Annotated in this window: 6 protein-coding genes; 4 read left to right on the top strand and 2 right to left on the bottom strand. The window is 71.1% G+C overall.

The window, feature by feature from the left end:
- Positions 1-204: 204 nt before the first annotated feature.
- Positions 205-387, bottom strand: a complete 183-nt coding sequence (locus ACFQ9Z_RS36265) for a hypothetical protein (protein WP_383030205.1) — start codon at positions 385-387, stop codon at positions 205-207.
- 331 nt (positions 388-718) lie between these two features.
- On the opposite strand from ACFQ9Z_RS36265, the gene ACFQ9Z_RS36260 reads away from it, so the two are divergent.
- The 4 genes from ACFQ9Z_RS36260 to ACFQ9Z_RS36245 all read left to right on the top strand — a co-directional run bounded on the left by ACFQ9Z_RS36260 (position 719) and on the right by ACFQ9Z_RS36245 (position 20,456).
- Positions 719-1,111, top strand: coding sequence for a hypothetical protein (locus ACFQ9Z_RS36260; RefSeq protein WP_383030202.1), 393 nt, complete (start codon positions 719-721; stop codon positions 1,109-1,111).
- Positions 1,112-1,115: 4 nt separating this feature from the next.
- Complete coding sequence (locus ACFQ9Z_RS36255; protein WP_383030199.1) at positions 1,116-2,351, top strand: hypothetical protein; 1,236 nt, start codon at positions 1,116-1,118, stop codon at positions 2,349-2,351.
- A 535-nt stretch (positions 2,352-2,886) separates the two neighbouring features.
- Positions 2,887-12,849: a neuraminidase-like domain-containing protein gene (locus ACFQ9Z_RS36250; protein WP_383030197.1), complete on the top strand. Its 9,963-nt coding sequence runs from the start codon at positions 2,887-2,889 to the stop codon at positions 12,847-12,849.
- Complete coding sequence (locus tag ACFQ9Z_RS36245; RefSeq protein WP_383030195.1) at positions 12,846-20,456, top strand: SpvB/TcaC N-terminal domain-containing protein; 7,611 nt, start codon at positions 12,846-12,848, stop codon at positions 20,454-20,456. The genes ACFQ9Z_RS36250 and ACFQ9Z_RS36245 overlap by 4 nt, the downstream gene beginning before the upstream one ends.
- A gap of 207 nt (positions 20,457-20,663) precedes the next feature.
- Here ACFQ9Z_RS36245 and ACFQ9Z_RS36240 read toward each other — a convergent pair whose 3' ends face one another.
- Positions 20,664-21,182: a YceI family protein gene (locus tag ACFQ9Z_RS36240; protein ID WP_383030192.1), complete on the bottom strand. Its 519-nt coding sequence runs from the start codon at positions 21,180-21,182 to the stop codon at positions 20,664-20,666.
- Positions 21,183-21,409 lie beyond the last annotated feature (227 nt).

The following is a 21,409-nucleotide window of genomic DNA, read 5'->3' as shown; positions in this document are numbered from 1 at the left end:
ATCCACGAGCGATACGACAAGATCAACGATGCGTCGTCGCGGGGACGTCCGGCACAGGGGTCCATAGCAATATCTTCCACTGCGGGAAGACATCCGCGTCCGTTCTACCCCAGCCGCGCCGCCGCCGCTCAGTCATTTCGACGACGAGCCGGATGGGGTCTACGCAGCGGGTCACGCATGCAGCGACCGGCCTGCCGCCGAGGGTCAGGTTCGTGGCTGGGGCAGCGTGCCGGGCTTAACCGAGACCAGCTCGACCTCGGTGGAACCGCTCGCCTCGAAGTCTGCCTTGCGCCGCTCACCGCTAATTTTGTCGTAGGCGACCGCGGACGCCTGCGGTCTCCCGTCGGCGTCTGTGCAGGTCAAGCCGAAATTTTCCATCGTCGTCATGCGCCCATCGCTGTCGGCACCGACACTGCCAGCGCGCAGGTTCCGTCCGTCGGCGCTGCGCCTACGTTGCCAGCGCGTGGGCGGCTCTGGTCAGAGGCTGCGCAAACAGCGACCTGTCCCATCGTCCGGAACGGGGGACGAAATCGCTTCCCGCCCTCTGGTCGCCAGCGCACCGTCAACGCCCACGACGAGCCGGGCCAGGCATCGTGGTGAATCGGAGCAAGTGACGCCTGCAACACTGGTGACCACGCCGGGAGTTGGCGTCTTCCTCCAGGGTGGCTCGCTGAGGCCAACGGCAGATTAGTGCGGCCGCCCAACCTTGTAAGGAGCAGTGGTGAGCGCAGAGTTTTCGTCGGGTCCGGCCTTCACCGAGGTGCGACTGGCCGGGCCAGCCGCGGAAGTCGCCCTGCTGGTGGAGAAGCTCAGCGGGAGCGCCGAGATCATCTTCGACTCTCCGTCCAAGACCGGTGCGAGCGGTGATGTCGCGCGCGTACTGCACCTGGTCACCCATGCCGAGCCGCGGCCTGTCACGGGCGAGGGGGTGTCGGTGACCGTGCAGAGCGTGCTTGAGGCTGAGGGCGGTGCCTTCTCCGAGCTGCCGGGCCCGGCGGCCGTTCAGGAGGTGGAACAGGCGGTGGAGGGGGCTCTGCAGGGGCTGCCGCAGGTTCGCCAGGTCAGCAGCCGGGTGATCGCCGCGTGGGGTCTGCCCTCACCGGGTCGGTAACCGGGTGGCAGGCACCGAAGCACGGTTGGACGCGGCGGGTGTGTCGCTGTGGCTGACCACCTGGAAGACCGACGGGAGCGGGGCGTGGTCCGGGCGCCGGGTCCTGGCCCTGGTCGGAGGCGCCTACGCGGGCCGTCTGGACTTCTTCGTCCACCCCGACGGGCAGGCCATCCAAGTCGACATGCTCGAGGTGGAGCCCCGCTTTCAGAAGCGGGGCCTGGCCTCGGTACTCATGGACGCGCTGTACGCCTCCCATCCGACGGCGTGGATCGACCACGGCGGGCGAAGCCCGGAAGGGACACGGTGGTGGGACCGCTACCGCGAGCCCGCGCCGGAACGCAACATCCACAACCGGCCGCCGGCCGAGTGGGCCCACTACTTCGACCCAGTCGGCGTGGCCGGCCAGAAGACCCGCAACGCCTACCAGAACCGGTATCACGGCGTGGACGGCCACCGTTCGGTGGTGTACCGGTACGGCGAGCCGATGGAGGCTGAGGCCCGGCACTACGCCCCCCAATACCGTGAGCCCGACGCGCAACCGCTGCACCCTGCCCTTCGCGAACTGCACGGCGGGATGCGACTGTTCCTGCCTCCCGGTCTGCACCGCCTCGTCCATGACGCCGTAGCGGACGCCGTCGTGCGGGCCGGCACGCTGCTCGACCACATCGGCTACGGCAACCTGCCGGCCGCCGCGGCGTGGAGCACCACCAGACGTGAGGCACTCGAGGACCTCGCACAGGAAGAGGTCTTCGACACCAGACAACACGCGCCAGCAACGCACGTGACCTTCCGGATCCTGCCGCTGGCGCACGAGGAGCTACCCGAACACGACCCCAGAGCCTCGTGGCTACGGTTCACGAACTCGCCGGGGATCGACGTGCAGCTGGCCGGCATGTCCTGGAGGTTGCCGGACCGGCCGTGGGTCGCCCACCACGCCGCCTTCGACCCGCCGGTGGCCGCAGCCATAGCGCCCCAGTTCAGACAGGACGCCAGTCCCGCCTACCTGTCCCGCTATAGCGAACTGGGCGATCTGCTGCCCGGGCAGCGGGCCCACCGCAGCGAGGCGCCGTCCCCGTATGTGGGGCGCGGGGCGGAGATCACCGCGATGGCGAACCTGCTTCTGGAGGGCGTCGCACAGCGGGCGGCCGCCCGCCCGGACATCCCCTCAGGGCAGCCGCAGCACGCGGAGCAGTCGGCTCACCAACAGCCTTCACAGCGGCACGCACCCCACCTTCCGTAGCCGCGACGGCTTCGGGCGCACTGGTCGAGGAATCGCGTAGGCACGCGGAGACGGTGGACGCGGAGGGCGTGGGCTACCGGGTCTATTCGCAGTGCACCGTGCGGCTGGTGAGCCGGTCCCCGTCGACGCCGTGGTCTCGCTGTGCCGGGTCGGTACGGACCCGATCCTGCCCGGTGCTGACGTGCTCCTGAACGCCCACCGTTCCGTTACGCCTGCGGCCACGGCTACCACGACAGGTCTTGCCGGATCTTGCCGGAGCAGGGGTTTCGGCAGGTGAGAAACCGAGTCGGCACCACGCAGCACCTTGATCGCGATTGACACACGGCACGAGGAGATTATCAGCCGACCTATCCCGCACTTCGCCATCGCAAGCGAGAGCGAATCGTTTCGGCGTACATACGAAATCAGTTTAATAACAGTCAATAGTGGCGGAAATGATGATCTTTTAGAAAAAGCACTCCCGGCATCCATCCACCGCCGATAGGGTTCGCAAAGCCCACATCTCCCCGGCGGCACCGGGACGTTGGAGGTGCACATGGCGCTCGTCGTGATTCGACTGCACCCCCAGGGGGACCCGGTCTCAGGCTCGGATTTCTCCGCGGCACTGAACGGGCTGGCGATCCGTGTGTTCGATCTGTCCACGGCGTCGGGCGAGGCGCAGATCGGCAACCCGGCGAGTTATATGGCGCCACCGGACCCATTGCATCCGGAACTACCGCATCCGGACACGGGCATCGTCCAGCACGTCCGGCTCACCAACCCAGTGTCGGGCACGTTCGAGCGACTGGCCGCGGCGACCGCGCTCTTCGAGATCGCCCCGCCGCATCCGCCTGCGGGCCGACCGGAGCACGGCACGCGGGATCTAAGGGTCGAGGTGTCGCGGGGCGGCGGGGTCATCTTCGTCCGCCGAATCTTCATGAACGTGCCGGAGGCATCCGGGGCGATCCCGGCCGACCGCGGGGTGTTCCCCGGCATCGGGCCCACGTCGCTGTACCTCGCCCTGCCCCCGGCCGGTACCCAGATCGACCCGGCCGACGCGTACGTCGAACTGCCCGCCGACGGCAGCCCACCGGCGTACGACGGGCTGCTGAACGCCGTGGCCCGGGTGCTGGGACACGACCCCGGGGCACCGGTCTCCCTGACGGGTCTCAGCGTGTCGCAGGCCCGGCACGTGGCCCGCGAGATCATCTGGAACCAGAAGTTCCGGCCGATGCCGTCACCCGTCACGACCGATCTGGGCAGGCTCTACACCACCCCGGTCAGCACCGCCGACGACGCCGAACGCGGCCGGTTCGAGGCCCAGTTGACCTCGTACTACGCGCAGGGCGATGCGGACGCCGAGCGGCTGACGACGTACGTCTACGCGCTCACCACCGCGGTCGACGCGGAGGACCGGACGACGAAGGCCACCCAGGCGGCCCTCACATTCCCCGTGCTGCCGGGGCAGACCGGCACCGGCGAGCGGTACACGACCGCGCGGGCGCTGGTGACGAACCTGCCCGCGCACGCCCGGTTCGCTGTGCCCGCCCGCTACTTCTACGCGCTCGGCGCGGGCTTGCCCGTCAGCTACGACGCCGAGCAGCGTTACCGGTCCGCCCTCCTCGCGGACACCGAGCGGCTGCGTGTGATGCTGAGGGCCGCCAAGGACAGCGGGGTGATCAAGGAGCAGCCGCCGACCTCCCCGCCGCCGCTCCCCGCCGACCAGCCGCCCGTCGCCGACGCCCCCGCCGTCACCATCGCCCAGGCCGTACGACGGCTGCGCGCCCTCGGGGACACCTCCGGCAAGCCGCCAGAGATCGCCGCGACCGGGGATGTGCTGGCGCTGGTGACCGGCTTGCTCGCGGTGACGCAGGCGGACATCGACACCGCCTTCTGGGACGCCATCGTCACGACGCACGCGAGTGGTCACCTCGACCTCGTGCTCACCGCGCTGACGCGTGGGTACGTCGTCCAGCCCGGCAGCACCCCGCTGCGGGCGAAGATCCGCGCCACGCTCGCCCCCGCGGACGCGCCCGCGCTTTCCCGGATAACGGCGGCCGCCTGGCAGGAGTTCTTCCACGGCGACGCGTCCTGGCCCGCCACTCTGCCCGACTTCACCCAGCCCGGCTCCCTGGACGAACGGCTGCAGGCGTTCATCCAGGAGGTGCGCAAGTTCTTCGTCCTCGCCTCGGCGGTGCAGGACGTCCCCGACAACGCCCCGGACGCGCCGTCGCTGTTGCGCGTGCCCGACGGCGATCCGGTCAACCGCTTCGTCACCGCCTACCACGCCCGCGCGGGGGCCGACTTCGTCTTCGGCGGCAGCAGCAATCATCCTGGGCACGTCCGGGATGCGCTGAACGACGTCGGGAGCGCCCAGTTCGCGGCGGACCCGCGCGGGCGGGAGTGGCTGGCGGCCGCCGTCGCGACGGTCGACGATCTGATGCGGCTGGCCATCGCCGCCGTCCCTGCGCCGGTGCGCTTCTCGATCGTCGAGGCCCTGTACGCCCGCGGCTTCACCAGCTCCGGGCAGGTGGCCGCCCAGACCCGGCAGGGCCTGCGAGACGCCCTGCTCGGCACCGTCGCCGTCGACTTCGCCGACGCCCTCGGCGACAAGGCCGGTGGCCCCGCCCCCGATCCGGAACCGGGCGGCGACGGCCGGACGCCGGTTCCGGTCAACCCCGACGGATGCCTGGTCGACTGCCGGCCCCCGGACCATCTGTCCGCCCTCGGCCCCGTCGCCTACCTCAAGGCCCTGCTCGCCCTCCCGCTGGACGCCGACTGCCACCACCCGGACGGCACCCCGCACGGCGACGCGACGCCGCCCACCCTCGGCGACCTGGTCGCGGCCCGCCGTGGGCCCGTCGGCCAACTGCGCGCCACCGCGGCGAACGTCGGCACCGCTATCCCGGTCGTCGACCTGGTGGACGAGTCCCTGGAGGCCCTCGCGGGCAACCCGGCGTCGGGCAAGGGCGCCGTCCACGACACCTCGGCCGACCTCACCGACGAGATTCTCGCGGCCCGGCCTGAGCATTCCACCCCGGTGGTGCCGCTGCCGGCCGGCGCCACGTACACGCCCCTCGCCACCGACGTCAGCCACCCGCTCCTCCCCTACCACCAGCCGCTGGACATCGCGCGCAGCCACCTCGACGCGCTCGGCACCTGCCGGTACGAGGTCATGCGGGCCTTCCGCCGCGACATCACCGAGTTCGTCATCGCCCCCGGCGCCGAACCCGCCACGTTCCGCCGCACCCAGTGGCGCTATCCGCTGCGGCTGCCCATCGCCCTGGAGTTCCTCGGGCTGAGCCCTGAGGAATACGCCCTGCTGTTCTCCCCGGGTCCGACCACCAACACGCGGAAGGGCACTCCCGTCTGGGAGTACTACGGGTTCGCCAACAAAGTGGAGAACGGCCGCTCCTGGACAGACCTTGTGGTCCGGCTGCCGCGGTTCCTCGACGCGACTGGGCTGGACTGGTGCGAGTTCCTCGACCTGTGGCGCAGTGGGATCGTGCCGTTCGGACGCAAGGGTAAGAGGGGCGCGCAGGAGCAGCCCGCCTTCCCCGACTGTGAGCCGTGTCGACTCGACGAATACGTGCTCGACCTCTCCGTGGAGGACCTGCGCCGGGTGGCGGTCGTCGTACGGCTTTGGTGGATCCTGCGCCGCGCCTGCTCGCCTACGTTCAGCTTCGCCCAACTCGCCGATGTGGCCGCCACATTGATGCTGTTCGCCGCGGACGGCTACCCGAACCCCGACTTCGTCAGGCAGCTGGCCGCGCTGCAGCTCCTGCGCTGCCACTTCGGCTTACGCCTCGCGCCGCACGACCACGTGCCCCCGGCCGAGACGCCGCCGGGAACCGGGCGCAGCCCGCTGCTCGCGCTGTGGGCCGGGCCGGGCGACCCGCACTGGGACTGGGCGGTCGGCGCGCTGCTCAAGCACTCCGGCGGGCACGCCGTGCGCCGCTTCCGCTGCCGGACCCGTCCGGCGAGGTTCCTGGAGATTCTCGCCGAGAACCTCGACCCGCTGTCGGTGCTCGCCGGGTTCGACCCCGGTGATGGTTCGCAGTCGAGTTGGCACTCGCGGCCGAGCAACACGCTGCGCTTCGCCGAGGTGCTGGCCAAGCTGTACGCCAGCGATCTCGGCGTGGGTGAGCTGCTGTTCCTGTTCACCGTCCAGGAACACGCCCAAGGCGACGACCCGTTCAGCCTGCCCTCGCCCAACGAAACGCGGGACGATCCGCTGACGCTGCCGGACGACGACACGGCCAACTCGCTGTGGCGGCTGCGGGAGCGGCTCCTCGCCGCGGAGGAATCCGACGAGGTCTGGTCGTGGACGCGGGTCGACGCCGCTCTGCGCACCGAGTTCGGCTACACGAGCGCTCCCGGATCGGACCCGCTGTACCGGCTCGGGGCGCGCTTCTTCCCGTCACTGCTGGAGGACGACGGCATCGTCGTACCGGTCGAGGACCGGCGTTGGAGCGCCCCGCTGGCCGGGTCGCCGCCCGCGATGTGGAACACCCCGCCCGACGGACCGTTCCGCTACGCCGCCGACCGGCTGACCGCGGGGCTGCCGCTGCGCGACGAGGCAGTGGCCGCGAAGCTGGCCCGCATCCGTCAGCTGCGCCCTGAAGAGCGGCACTCGGTCAGGGAGTTGCTCGCGGGACCGCGGGCCGATCTGTCGCCGTTCGCGTTCCTCTTCGAGGACCCCGAGGCCGCGCTGCGTCTGTTCACGCACGAGGAGGACGAGCGGGAGCGGTTCGCGTTCTTCGCCCGCTCGGTGCGCGGGGCCGTGGCTCGCGCGAGGGTCGTCGCGGGCCACCTCGCCGCGCATGTCGAGGCCGCGACGGGGCAGCGCCGCGACGGGACCGAAGCGCTCGCCAAGGCGCTGTTGCTGACGCTGCGCGGCGACGAGAACGTGGGGCTCGCCCCGTGGGAGAACGACGCGGGCACGGCGCCCGCCGTGACCTGGGACGGTGTGAACGGGGCGGCACTGGCGGCCCTGCTGTCGGTCACCGGCACCGGCCTGCTGGGCGAGTACCGCCGGGTCACCACCTCCGGCCGGGGCCCGCTGGTGTGGCGGCAGCCCAGCTCCGCGCTGCGGCTGTTCGGTCCCGGCCGCGACGAACTCGCCGTCGCCGTGCCCGGCCTGGTGCCGGGGCTGGATGCCACGCTGACGGCGGGGCAGGCCCGGTTCGCCGGGGTCCGCAACGGGTTCGCGCTGAGCGACCCCACCGGTGAGCCGCTCGGCGCCGCGGAGGGCTTCGCCGTCCGTTGGACCGGCAGCCTGCTCGTCGAGACGGGCGGCGCGTACACCTTCTACGCCGGTGCCCCCGGGCAGGACGGCGAGATCCCCGACCCCGAGGCCACGCGGGCCCGGCATTGGCGCGTGGTGCTGCGCCGGGGCCAGCGCGTCTGGGTGGTCCTGGCCCGGCACTGGCCGGGTGAGACGGGCGCACCCCAGTGCGCGTCCGAGCTGGAACTGCGCCGCGGCGCCTACGAGGTGGAGATCGAGTTCCTCCAGTCCGCACCGGCGTTCGCCGAGGCCGACGACGTACGCCCGGCCACGACCGGATTCGAACTCGCCTACAGCGGCCCGGACTCCGACGACCGCCCCATCGCCCTCCCCCAGCACCGGCTCTACCGCCGCACCCAGGACCCGGGCCCTCTGGACCGGAACCTGAAGGACCTCACCGACGCCGAGCGGCGCGCCCTGCGGGAGCGGTACACCGGTTCACTGCGCGACGTACGGCGCACCTACCAGCGGGCGTTCAAGGCGCTGCTGCTCGCTCACCGGCTCGGCATCGCCGCCGCCCCCGTGGCGGACGACGGGCAGTCCGAGATCGGATATCTGCTCACGTACCCGGACCGGTTCTCCGGGGCCGCCTACCGCAACGAGGGCACCGCCTACGCGGTGCACCTGGCCGGTCTCGACCCCAACCTGCTGCCGGTCGCCGACCCTTACCTGCCCCCGGATGCGGCTGTGGACCAGCGGGTGGCGCCGTCGGTCCCCCGGCAGCAGGCACTGACCGACATCTGGGAGCGGCTGTTCGACTACACGGTCACCCGGGCCGAGACGACGGGCTCCCCGGAGCGGCCCCTGTGGCTGCTGTTCCACGAGTCCGCCGAGAGCCACCCCGACCTGCCCGCGGATCTGCTGCGCCACGTCGGCGTCGACCTGCTGCGCACCTCACTCGTCACCCTGTTCGACGGCGGGCCCACGCTGGTCAGCGACGACCTCGTGGACGAGCGCTGGCCGATCCGCGTCTGGCACGCCGACCTGCTGCTGCGCAAGGTGCTGTGCCGCTTCCTGGTCGCCGACGTACGGACCGCGCGGCCGGACCTGTGGGCCGCCGACGACCCGGCGGCCGGCGGGAACGCCAACCTCACCGCCTTCGTCGCCGACGGCTACCTGTCCGCCGGGCCACCCCGACGGTACAGCGATCTGCGCGCACTCGACGACGGTCTGCGCGAACGCGGCCGCGCCGCTCTGCTCGCCTACCTCACCCGCTTCGACCGGGTCACCGGTGTCGGTGGCGCCCCGGCGCGCGAGGCCCGCCATCTCAGCGACCTGCTGCTGCAGGACGTCCAGGCCGGACTGTGCGAACGGGTCAGCCGTGTCGACGACGCCATCAGCGCAGTACAGACGCTGGTCAGCCGGGCGCGGCTGGGGCAGGAGCCCGGCTGGACGCCGTCTGCCGGGTTCCTCGCACTGTGGGATGCCCAGTTCGCTCGCTACCAGGTGTGGGAGGCGTGCGCGCGGCGGCAGTTCTACCGCGAGAACTGGGTGGACATCGACGAGTTGGCGCTCGCCCGGCGCAGCGAGACGTTCACGTTCTTCGAGGCCCAGTTACGGCGGGTCACGCTGACCCGGCCGGAGCCGGGCGGGCTGGATGTCTGGGCACAGCCGCCCGCGCCGGAGCACCCCGGGTTGGCGCTGCTCCAGGTGCGCGATCCTGCCACGCTGCACGAGGTGGACCCCGCCCGGCACGGGTTCGATCGGCTGGGCACGCCTCAGCGGCATGCGCGGCCGTCGTGGCTGGCGGCGGTGCACGCACCGTCCGGGGACGGGGGTGACGTACCGCCTGAGGGCGGAGACGACGATGACCGGGAGCCGCCGGACAACGGCGGGAACGGTGGGGTCGACTGGGAGCCGCCACACGACGGGCCGATCGACCTGGGGATGGTCCTGCGCGACGAGCGCGGTGAGCTCGGTGAGCCCGGCGACGACAGGGCGCCCTCCGCGGAAGCCGTGCAACTGCCCTGGTGGATCGAGGCGCCCGTGCGGCTGGGCACCCGCTTCCTGCGGGTCGCCGCCGCCGGGGACCCCGCGGTCACCGCCGGGCCCGGGACGATCGGCCTGCTGCCTGGCCCGGCCGCGTCGTCGTGCTGTGCGACCTGCGGCTGCGAGCACGGAACGCTCGTCGACGAGTATTACTTCTGGCTGCTCGACGCCCAGCTCCACGACCGCGTCGACCAGGACCCCGGCTGGCTCTGGCACGAGTCCGACCAGCTGCCCGGCCTGCTGGCGTGGCCGGAGAAGCGGGCGTTGCGGCTGGCGTGGTGCCGGGTGCGGCACGGGGAGTTCAGTCCCGTCCGCTACAGCAGCGAGGCGCTGCGCTGCACGGCCGGCCCGACGCTCCGGTTCGCCGGGCGGACGGAAGACTCGGTCCGCCTCGTCGTCACCGGCGGTATCGCACCGCCCGGGCACTCGGCTCAGTCACCCGGTTTCCGCTATGACATCGCCGCGGATGACGTCGTCGTACTGCCGCAGGCCGTGGCACCCCCGCCGGCGCCGAAGCCGCCGTCCGGTCCCGCGCATCCGGGTCAGTTGGCCGCCTACCCCTACTTCGTGTTCCACAGCCCCGGGGCACCGCTGGTGCCGTCCTCGCCGTATGCCGCGGCGACGGCCGTGGCGGCGGCGCTGCGTGCGCACTGTCAGCCCGGTGCGGCGCTCGGCTGGTACCGGCTCGCCGCGGATGTGGCGCACGGCGACGCCTCCTGGATGCGCTGTTGGGGTCGGGAGGAGGGCCAGAGGCATCGCGGGTGCTGTACGGACAGCACGCATGCGTCGACGGAGGACGTGCGGCGGCGCAGCATCGTGCTGCACCATGCCGAGACGCTGCTGGAGTGGGGCGACGCGCTGCTGCGGGCCGGAGGCAGTCCGGAGGATCTCAACCAGGCGCGCGTGGTCTTCGACGGGCTGAAGGCGCTCCTGGGCCGCAGGCCGCGGCTGGTGCTCGACGCGGACGCGACGCCACCCGGCGAGGCGCCGACGATCGACGCGCTCGTCCCGCATCCGGCGCCGCCCAATCCGCGGCTGATCGGGCTGTACGACAGCGTCGAGGACAGACTGTGTCTGATCCGCGCCTGCCTGGACGCGCAGCGGCTGCCCGCCCTATGGCCGCCGGACGGGCCGTTCCTCGGGAACACCGAGCGCCTCGGCTGCGACGACGTGTGCGTGCCGGAGAGTCCGTACCGTTTCGCCTTCCTGGTCAGCCGGGCCCGCGATCTCGCCACTGAGGTGCATGGCCTCGGCACCGCGCTGCACGGCGCGTTCGAACGCGGGGACGCTGAGTTCCTCGCGGCGGTGCGGGCGGACCAGGAACGCCAATTGCACGCACTGTCGGTGCAGACCCGCCGCTTGCAGTGGCGGGACGCGGACTGGCAGGTGCAGGCACTGCACAAGACCAAGCAGATCGCCCTCACCCATCGCCGTTACTACGCCGACCTCGTGGAGAAGGGACTGATCCAGGGCGAGAACGACTATCTGTCGCTGACCGAGCAGTCCGTGGGCAGTCACGGTACGGCGATCCCGCTAGAGGCGACGGGGCAGGCGCTCGGCTTCATCCCCGACATCTGGCTCGGTGTGGCCGGTATGGGCCCGCTCAACGCCAACCAGCTCCCGCTCGGCACCAAGCTCGCCGGGGTCTTCTCGGCGGCCTCGCGCATCGCGGGGATCTTCGGGTCGATCGCGGGAATCACCGCCTCGGAGCGGCTGACCGAGGCCGGTTGGGACCGGCGTGCAGCCGAGTGGCGGCATCAGGTGGAGATCCACGACATCGAAATCGAGCAGATCGAGCGGCAGATCCTCGCGGCCGAGCGCCGCCGGGACGCCGCGCTGCACGAGCTGGACGAGCAGCAACTGCGCTGGGAGCAGGCCCGAATCACCGAGGAGATCGTCCGGGACAAGCTCACCGGTCACGCCCTGTTCCTGTGGCTGCAGCAGGAGACAGCCGCGCTGTATCGGCAGACGTACGAGCTGGCCGCGCGTGCGGCGGTGCAGGCGCGGCACGCATTCGAGCTGGAACGCGCCCTGCCCGCCCATGACTTCCTCGCCGAGGCGCGCTGGGACCGATTGCACGAGGGGCTGCTCGCCGGTGAGCGGCTCGGGCTGGGACTGCGGCGGATGGAGCAGGCGTACCTCGATCTCAACGCGCGTGAGTACGAGTTGACCAAGCACATCTCGCTGCGGCTGCACGCGCCGGTGGAGTTCCTGCGGCTGCAAGCCACGGGGCGGTGTGAGATCGAGCTGCCGGAGTGGCTGTTCGACCGGGACTATCCGGGGCACTATCTGCGCCGGATCAAGAGCGTCGCGCTGACGGTGCCGTGTGTGGCCGGGCCCTACACGGGCGTTCATGCGCGGCTGACGCTGCTGGCGAGTACGACGCGGGTGAGTCCGGCGCTGACGCCTCCGGTGGCGCCCTGCTGTTCGGGGATGGCCACCTGCGGTTCCTGCGACGACAGTTGCAACCACGGAGGTTACGCCCTGCTCCCCGAGGACCCACGTGCCGTACGCCGCTACGCAGCCCGGGAGGCTGTCGCCACCTCCACCGGGCAGAACGACAGCGGCATGTTCGAGGTCCGGTTCCAGGACGAGCGCTATCTGCACTTCGAGTACCAGGGCGCGGCCAGCCGATGGCTGCTCGAACTCCGGCAGGAGGAAAACCAGTTCGACTTGTCGAGCGTGACCGACGTCGTAATGCATCTGAACTACACCGCGCGGGAGGGCGGCACGGCCCTGGCGGAGGCGGCACGGCGGGAGACGCGCAAGCGGCTGCCCGGCGACGGACTCCGCGTGTTCGACGTCGAGCAGGACCTGCCGCAGATGTGGTACACCTTCGCCCGCGTCGCCGAGGACGAGGAGCGGCGGCTGCCGCTGCGGCTGTCCCGTGCGATGTTCCCGTTCCTACCGGGCAACCGGGGGCTGCGCATCGGCCGGGTCGAATTCTTCTTCGAGGCCGGGTGCGCCTGCCCGTCGGTGCACCACTCCGTGCGGTTCCGACCGCCGGGACGTCGGGGGGCCGAGGAGTACGAGGTCGTCGAGTGCGTGGCCTCGCGTGACTGGCCGGAGCTGTTCCACGGTGTGCTGCCCGACCTCGGTACGGAGGGCAGTCCGACGCTCGTGCACGGCGGCCGGGAGGTCGACCTAGGCAGTGTGACGGTGCCGCCGCAGTTCGGTGAGGTGTCGCGGCTGTGGCTGCTGTGCAGCTACGAGGCCGACGACGGTGACCGGGAGCGGCGATGACCGACCAGGACCAGGGTGCGCCCGCCTTCCCGGGCGCCGAGCGCGACGACACCGAGCCCGGCCCCGTCCGGCCCCAGCCGGATCCGCTGCCGGGGGCGGAACTGCCACCGGCCGGCGGGGCGGTGCGCGGGATCGGGGAGAAGTTCGGCACGGACGCGGTGACCGGCACGGGCTCGTTCGCCGTGCCCGTTCTGCTGACCACCGGCCGGGACGGCTTCGGCCCGCAGATGTCACTGGGCTACGACAGCGGGCAGGGCAACGGGCCGTTCGGGTTCGGCTGTTCGCTGCGGCTGCCGTCCGTCACCCGCCGCACCGACAAGGGCCTGCCCCGCTACGACGACGCACACGAGTCCGACGTGTTCGTACTGTCCAGCGCCGAGGACCTCGTCCCCACCGGGCAGGACCGGCACCGGGGCAAGCATCTGGTGCGCGGCTACCGCCCCCGGGTGGAGGCGAGCTTCGCGCGGATCGAACGCTGGACGAGCATCGACGACCCCGCCGATGTGCACTGGCGCTCCTGGTCCGCGGACAACGTCCTGACGGTCTACGGCGCCGACGCCGACGCCCGGATCAGCGACCCCGAGGCGTCGGAGCGCGTCTTCTCCTGGTTGATCAGCCAGACTCGGGACGACCGCGGCAACGTGATCGCCTACGAGTACGACCGCGGCGACGGCGTAAGCGACCAGGCGCAGCGCTATCTGCGGTGCGTCCGCTACGGCAACGCGGTCCCCCTCCTGGACGACGCCGGGGAGCGGCCGGCCTCCGTGTCCACGGCCGAACTGCACGCCCGGCATTGGCACTTCACGCTCGTCCTCGACTACGGCGGCCACAACGAGGAGCGGCCGGGCCCGGACCCGGACCGGCGCTGGACGGCCCGCCCGGATCCGTTCTCCTCGCGCCGCGGCGGGTTCGAGCTGCGCACCGAGCGGCTGTGCCGCCGGCTGCTGATGTTCCACTCGTTCCCAGAGGAACCCGGTGTCGGCGAGGACTGTCTCGTCGCCGCGACCGAGCTGTCGTACGCCCCGACTCCCGCACCGGAGGAGGCCACCCGCCCGGTCTACGCGGAGCTGACAGCCGTCACCCACGCCCGTTTCCGGCGCAGGCCCGAGGGCGGGTACCGGCGCAAGGCGTTTCCGTCGGTGGAGCTGGCCTACAGCCAGGTCGCCGTGCAGCACGAGGTGCGGGTCGTGGAGCCGCGTGAGCTGGCCCGGCTCCCCCACAGCCCGGGCCGACTGCGCTGGCTCGACCTGCACGGCGAGGGAATCCCGGGCGTGCTGACCGAGCATCCCGGCGTCTGGTACTACCTGCGCAACCTCAGCGCGCTCACGGACGCACCGCACTTCGGCGAGCTGGAGTCGGTACCCCGGGTGCCGAACCGGACCCTCGCCTCGGGTGCGGAGCTGCTCGATCTCAGCGGGGACGGCCGCCTGGACGTCGTAGATCTGACGGGTCCGCAGGCCGGGGTGTACGAGCAGGACGAGCACGGCGGCTGGCGGCCCTTCCGTCCCTTCGCCGGGCCGCTCGTCAATGACCCACGGGCGGAGCTGCGGCTGGTCGACGTCACCGGGGACGGGCTCGTCGACATGCTCAGGCTGGCGCCGGACGAACTGGGCTGGCACGAGGGGCTCGGCACGTCGGGCTTCGGCCCCGAGCACCGGGTGGCGGTCGATCCGGCGCAGTGGCGGGGCACGCGCGTGGCGTTCAACGACGCCTCGGGGGCGCTGCTGCTGTCGGACATGACCGGGGATGGGCTGCGGGACCTCGTGTGGGTCGGCTGCACGCACGTGTGCTACTGGCCCAATCTCGGGTACGGCCGCTTCGGCGCGCGTCACCTGCTGGAGAACTGCCCGCGCTTCGACGCCGACGACAGCTTCTCCCCGGACCGGGTGCGGCTGGCCGACATCGACGGGACCGGCACCAGTGACCTCGTGTACCTCCATCCGGACGGGCCGCGCCTGTACTTCAACCAGTCCGGCAACGGCCTGAGTCGCGAGGTCCGGCTGCGCGGGCTGCCCCCGGCCACCGCCGTGGACGACTGCGACGTCGTCGACCTGTTCGGCAACGGCACTGCCTGCCTCGTATGGACCTCTCCCCTGCCGGGGAACGCGGGCCGGTCCGTGCGCTACGTGGATCTGATGGGCATCAAGCCCCATCTGCTGACCCGGACGACCAACAACCTCGGCGCCGAGACTCGGATCCACTACCGCTCCTCGACCTCCTTCTACCTGGAGGACGAGGCGGCGGGGCGACCGTGGCGTACGCGGGCGCCGTTCCCGGTGCAGGTGGTGGAGCGGGTCGAATCGATCGACCTGGTGGCCCAGCACCGGCTGACCACGCGCTACGCCTACCACGACCAGTATTTCGACCCCGTGGAGCGGGAGTTGCGCGGGTTCGCGGTCGTCGACCAGTGGGACACCGAGGACCTCGACGCTCCCGGGGACGGGGAGTGGGAGAACTCCCTCCCAGTGGCACCCGTCCACACCCGGAGCTGGTTCCACACCGGTGTCCGACTGAGCAGAGTGAGCCGGCTGCTGGCGCACGAGTACGACAGGGGGTGTGACCGCGACGGCCTGCCCGACAGCGTGCTCCCGGAGGGGCTCACCGCGCAGGAGGAGCGCGAGGCGTGCCGCGCGCTGAAGGGCATGCTGCTGCGGCAGGAGGTGTACGGGCTCGACGGGTCGGAGCGCGAGTCCGTGCCGTACACCGTGCTAGAGCGGAACTTCACCGTACGGCTCCTCCAGCCGGTGAGCCGCAACCGGCACGCGGTGTTCCTCGCCCATCCCCGGGAGCAGTTGACGGTGCGTTACGAACGCGACCGTGACGATCCTCGGGTCACGCACGCGATCACCTTGCGGGTCAACGAGTTCGGCCAAGCGCTGGAGGAGGTGGCCATCGCCTACGGGCGATTGCCTGCCGATCCTCGGCTGACGGCGGCGGTGGACCGGGAGGAGCAGGCGCGAACGCTGGTGACGGCCGTCCGGTACGAGCACAGCGAGCCGCTGCTGGACGAACCCGGCCACTACCGGCTGCCGCTCCCGGCGCAGCAGAGCACGATCGAGGTGCGGGATGTCGTCCCGCCCGAGGGCGGCTGGCTGCGCTTCGAGGACTGGACGGGGCCCGGCGCGCCGTTCGCGCGGCTGCACCGGCTGCTGCGGCGCACCCGCACCCTGTACCGCCCCGACGACCTCGGCGGCACCGACCCGGTGGCCCTGCTACCGTTGGGCCGCGCGGGGCGGCGGGGCATCCCGGGCGTCGGGCTGACCCTGGCGTTCACGCAGAAGATCCTGGCCCGGCCGCTGTTCCCAGCCGAGGACCTCGACGCGGTGCTGCGCGAGGGCGGCTATGTGCCCGGTGACGTTCCGGGCGAGTGGTGGGCGCCGTCGGGGCGGACGTTCCTCGGGCCTGCCGGTACCTTCCCCGGCGAGGGGGCGGCGGACGAATTCGCCTACGCCCGGGCGCACTTCTTCCGGGCACGCCGCTACCGCGATCCCTTCCAGGACGGAATCACCAGTCCCGACCGCGAGGTGCGCTACGACCGGTACGACCTGTTGCCGGTCGACACGGTGGACAGCCTCGGCAACCGGAGCACGATCGGGGAGCGCGGGCCGGACGGGGTGCGCGAGGAGTCCGGCGTGGACTACCGGCTGATGAAGCCGGTGCTGGTGACGGACGCCAACGGCAACCGCTCCGCCGTGGCGCTGGACACCCTCGGGCTCGTCGTGGCTACGGCGGCCATGGGCAAGCGGGGGGAACAACTCGGCGACTCGCTGGAGGGGTTCGACGACACCTTCATGGACGCGGCTCCCGGAGATGACGCCGGACAGCTCCTCCTCGGTGCCACCCGCCGCATCTGCTACGACCTGGAGGCGGTCCGTCGTACGGCGTCCGAGCCGGTGGTACAGCCGCTGTCGGTGCGGACCATCCTGCGCGAGCGGCACCTGAGCGACCTCGCGCCGGGCGAATCCTCCCCGCTTCAGCAGAAGTTTGTGTACGTCGACGGGTCCGGGCGAGAGATTCAGGCCAAGAGCCAGAGCGACGAGCCAGGCGGCTGGATCTCCAGCGGCTGGAAGGTCTACAACGCCAAGGCGAACGTAGTCCTGTTCCACGAGCCGTATTTCACCTCCTCACCCGGCTACGAACCGGGCCGGCGCGAAGGTGTGTCGACGGTGCGCTGCTACGACGCCACACAGCGGCTGGTCGCGACCGTGTTCCCCGACGGGACGTACAGCAAGCGGGTGTTCGGCGCCTGGTGGTCGGGCACCTGGGACCGGTCGGACACCGTGCTCGCCGATCCGCGCCACGACCCCGACATCGCTGTGGCCACCCGCGGCCTGTCCGACCTCCTCCCCGCCGGGTGGCGGCCCTGGTACGAGCAGCGCGTCGATGGCGACCGCGGCGACGCCGAGCAGCGGGCCGCCCGGGCCAGCGCGGACCACGCGAACACCCCGGACCTGGAGTGGTTCGACGCGTTGGGCCGGGCCGTGCTGGTCCGGCGCACGGACGGGCGGCACGCGGTGGAGAACCGGGTGGTGCTGGCGATCACCGGAGAGGTGCTCGCCGTGCACGACGCGATGCCCGGCGGTGATCCGCGCGGGCGTGCGGCCAGCCGCGCCGACCATGACCTGCTCGGCCGGGTCGTACGGCACTGGGCGGTCGACTCGGGCACCCGGTGGCGGCTCGCCGACGTCCTCGACCAGGAGCTGCGCACCTGGGACTCCCGGGGGCACGTCTCCCACACCCGCTACGACGCCGGCCGCCGTCCCGTGGCCGTCCACGTGACGGGGGCCGATCCCGACCGGCCCGAGGCCGAGGTGATGGTGGAGCGGGTCGTCTACGGGGAGTCCCTCGCCGACGCCGAGGAGCGCAATCTACGCGGGCGTATCCATGTGCGGTGCGACCAGGCAGGGTTGTCGGTGTGCAACGGCTACGACTTCAAGGGGAACCCGAGTTCGTCCACGCGGCGCGTGGCGGTGGCCTACGACCGCGTACTGGACTGGAGCCTGGAGCAGCCGTCCGACGTCTTGGAGCCCGCATGCCTCAACGCGTCCACCCGCCTGGACGCGATGAACCGCCCGATCCTGCTGACGTCGCCCGCGCTCGACGCTCCGGCGAGCGTCACCCGCTACCGGTACGGCCGCTCCACCCAACTGCGTGCCCTCCAGGTGCGGATCGAGAGCGAGCTGGACTCCGACGGGCAGCCAGTGTGGACGGACGTCGTCACCGCCATCCGCTGCAACGCCCGCGGTCAGCGCACCCGAATCGAGCGCGGGAACGGGCTCGTCACCGACTTCGCCTACGACCCGCTGACGTTCCGGCTGATCCGGGTGCGCTCCGCCCTGGGGTCCCGGTGTGTACAGGACCAGCACTACACGTATGACGCTGCAGGCAATCTGGTGCTGGTGCGGGACGACGCCGTATCCCCGGTCTTCTTCCGCAACCAGCGCGTCACGGGCGAGTCCGCCTACCGCTACGACGCCCTGTACCGGCTCGTCGAGGCTACGGGGCGCGAGCAGCTCGGGCTCATCGACGCAGGCGGGCGTCACCGTCCGGTGGCGCATGCGGAGGACGGCATCGCTGTCGGACGGTATGTGGAGCGGTATACGTACGACCTTGTGGGAAACCTGCTGGAGATCGCCCACCGGGGAAGCGACCCGCACCACCCGGGCTGGACAAGGGAGTTCGAGTACGCGCAGGACAACCGGCTGCTGGCCACGTCCTTCGCCGACGGCCCGCGCGAGACGTACGCCTACGACGCACACGGCAACACGGTGGGCATGCCGCATCTGGCCCGGATGGAATGGGACCACCGGGACCAGCTGAGGTCGACCTATCGCCAGGTGGTCGACGAGGACGGTGAGGAGGGTTCAGTCGTCGTCGGGACGTACTACGTCCATGACGCGACCGGCGTCCGCACCCGAAAGGCGACTCAGCGTTCCGGTGGCGTGCCGATGCGCGACGAACTGTTCCTCTCCGGGCTTGAGTTCGTCCGGTCGTTCACCGGTCGCCATGCGGGTATCATCCGCACCGGCCTGGATGTGGGCGACGGGGTCGGTGTGTTCGCGCGGGTCGAGACCCGCAACGACGTGGACGACGGGTCGCCGCGGCGCCGCGTGCGCCACCAGCTCACCGATCATCTCAGGTCGGTGACGCTGGAGTTCGACGACGAAGGGCGGCTGCTGTCGGCCGAGGGCTACTCACCGTACGGCGCCACCGTCTGGCGGGCCACACGCGGACAGACGGACGCCTCAGCCCGCCGCGGGTTCCTCGGCAAGCAGCGTGACGACGAGACGGGCTTCTGCGCCATCGGCGCACGGTACTACGTTCCCTGGCTGGGGCGTTGGCTGTCGTGTGACCCGGCAGGCCAGCGCGGTCCAACGAGCCGGTACGCCTACGCAGCCTGCGATCCGGTGAACCGGCTGGACGACAACGGTGCCTGGGACATCAGTTGGAAGGACGTCGCCATCGGCGCGGCCATCGCCGTGGGGACGGTCGCCGTGGTGGCGGTCGTCGTGGCGAGCGCGGGCACAGCGGCGGCTCCGCTGCTCGCGGCGACGGCGACTTCGCTCGGGGTAAGCGAAGCCACGGTCGTCACCGGGGTGGTGGCGACCGGCACCGCGTTCGGTATCGCAGGGACCGTGAACACGGCCAACGAGGTGCGGACAGGCCGGACAGTGACCGGCCGAGTGCTCAGCGACCAGGAGCGTTCACGCAAGCTCGGGGCACTGCCCGTCGAGGCGGTGGCGACCATCTTCGGTATGCGGGGCATCTCCTTCGGGGGCGGCGGTGGAGGCGCGGCACCGAGCATCGCAGCCGATATCTCGGTCGGCGCCAACGGGACCGCGGCACTGACCCGGCCGAGCGCCGACTTCGGCTTCAGCCTGCCGAACATCGTCGCCAACACCGAGGCCATCGCCCCCGCACTCATGGCAACCGCGGCCCCCGTGGTCAGCGCGATCACGGGCGGCGGTGGAGGTGGTGGGACGTCGGGCGGATCAGGCGAGTCCGGCGGGCAGTCGAAGGAGCCGAACCAGTCCGCCAACCCGCCGCCCGAACCGAACAGTTCATCGACGACGGGTACGGGCGCACAGCCCGAGCCGAGTCCCGCCGCCGCCTCCGATGCCGCGGGGGCCGCGACCGGCGGCAACGGTGCCAACGGATCGACGTCCGGGGGCTCGACGGCCGGCCCGCAGATCGCCCCGTACAAGCAGATCGGCGGCCACCACATCCACCAGTCGGCCGCCAACTCCCCGGCCGGGCAGACCTCCCGCACAGGCAACCCCAACCACGGGGACGCGCTGGCCATCGAGCAGGGCGTGCCGGGCTTCAGCGAGGCCGACCACAATCTGGCATCCGCCCTTCAACGCAACGCCAACCGTGCCATGTGGGGCAACGAGATCACCGACCAGCCGATCGGCCCGGTAACGATCACCGCCGCCGGCGAGGGCACGAACCTCGGTAGTCCGTCACCGTTCTTCGAGGACGTCAAGGCATTCTTCGCCCTCATCGCGGCGGGCCGTTCGCCCGAGCAGTCACTGATCGACGTACTGCGGTCGCGGGCCCAGATCGACGCTTCGGGGGTGTCCACGGTGCGTGTACCGTCGCGTTGAATCGGGACGACAGATCGCGGGCCGGTCCGAGTGGCAGGCCCGCCCGGCCCAGGTTGGTGCGCCGTTCGTCCGGCAACCTCCTTTAGCCTCGCGCTTTCACGAGTGGAGCTGTCCGGGTCTTGATCGAATAAGCGGAGAGTGCTGCTGACCCGCAACGATGGGACTTGTCGAGGTCCTGTCAGCTGCAAGGAAAGAAGCACTACCGGTTCAGCGGTGCGCGACGACTTCCAAAGCGATCTTGAGATGCCGCCCCGTCATGCCCTTGGCCTTGGTGATGTCGAAGGCAAACCGGTCGATCGTGGTAGTGCCGCTCGCCGTCATCCGCTTGCCCTCCTGGGCAACCGTGCCGAGTGTGACGGCGATCGGCTGAGTCACCCCGCATACCGTCAGCTCGCCGTACAAAATGGCATCAGCGCCGGATCGTTCCACACGCTGGCTCCGAAAGCCGATCTCGGGATGCCGCGCCACATCCAGGTAGTCAGAGGACCTGACGTGGTCGTCACGCTGCTGATTGCCCGACTCGAAGCTTCCTGCCTCTATTGCGACGTGCACCAACGACTCTTCTGCCGGGTCCGCGACAGTGATCCGGCCGTGACCGATGGCGAAGGTACCGCGGACTGGGAGCAGCCCGAACATGGCGCGTGTGGCGAAGCGGACCGTTGATGCCGCCTGATCGATCTCGTATGCACCTGCTGCTGGTAAGAGCTGGTTCTCTGATGCTGCCATGAGCTTGTAGCCTCCGTGCGCTGAAGATCAACCCGTGATGGGTCAGCCTCTCGCAGCGGCAGCGGGTATGCCAGCCCCCGTGCAGGCGTGGCTGACAAGGAGGTCCTGGCAGGCGGCCAAAGCGTTGTCGGTTCTCGTCAACATTTCTGCGGCGTTGATCGCCAAAGTGCTGTCCGAAACCGTTGACAAACGTTGTCCGCCCTCGGGCTCTGGCTCATGTTCTGCGG

This window comes from Streptomyces sp. NPDC056580, from assembly GCF_042793175.1.
In the GTDB taxonomy this organism is placed as follows: Bacteria; Actinomycetota; Actinomycetes; order Streptomycetales; family Streptomycetaceae; genus Streptomyces.
Note: the sequence above shows the minus strand (reverse complement) of the source record. Positions and strands in the feature narration are given on the sequence as shown.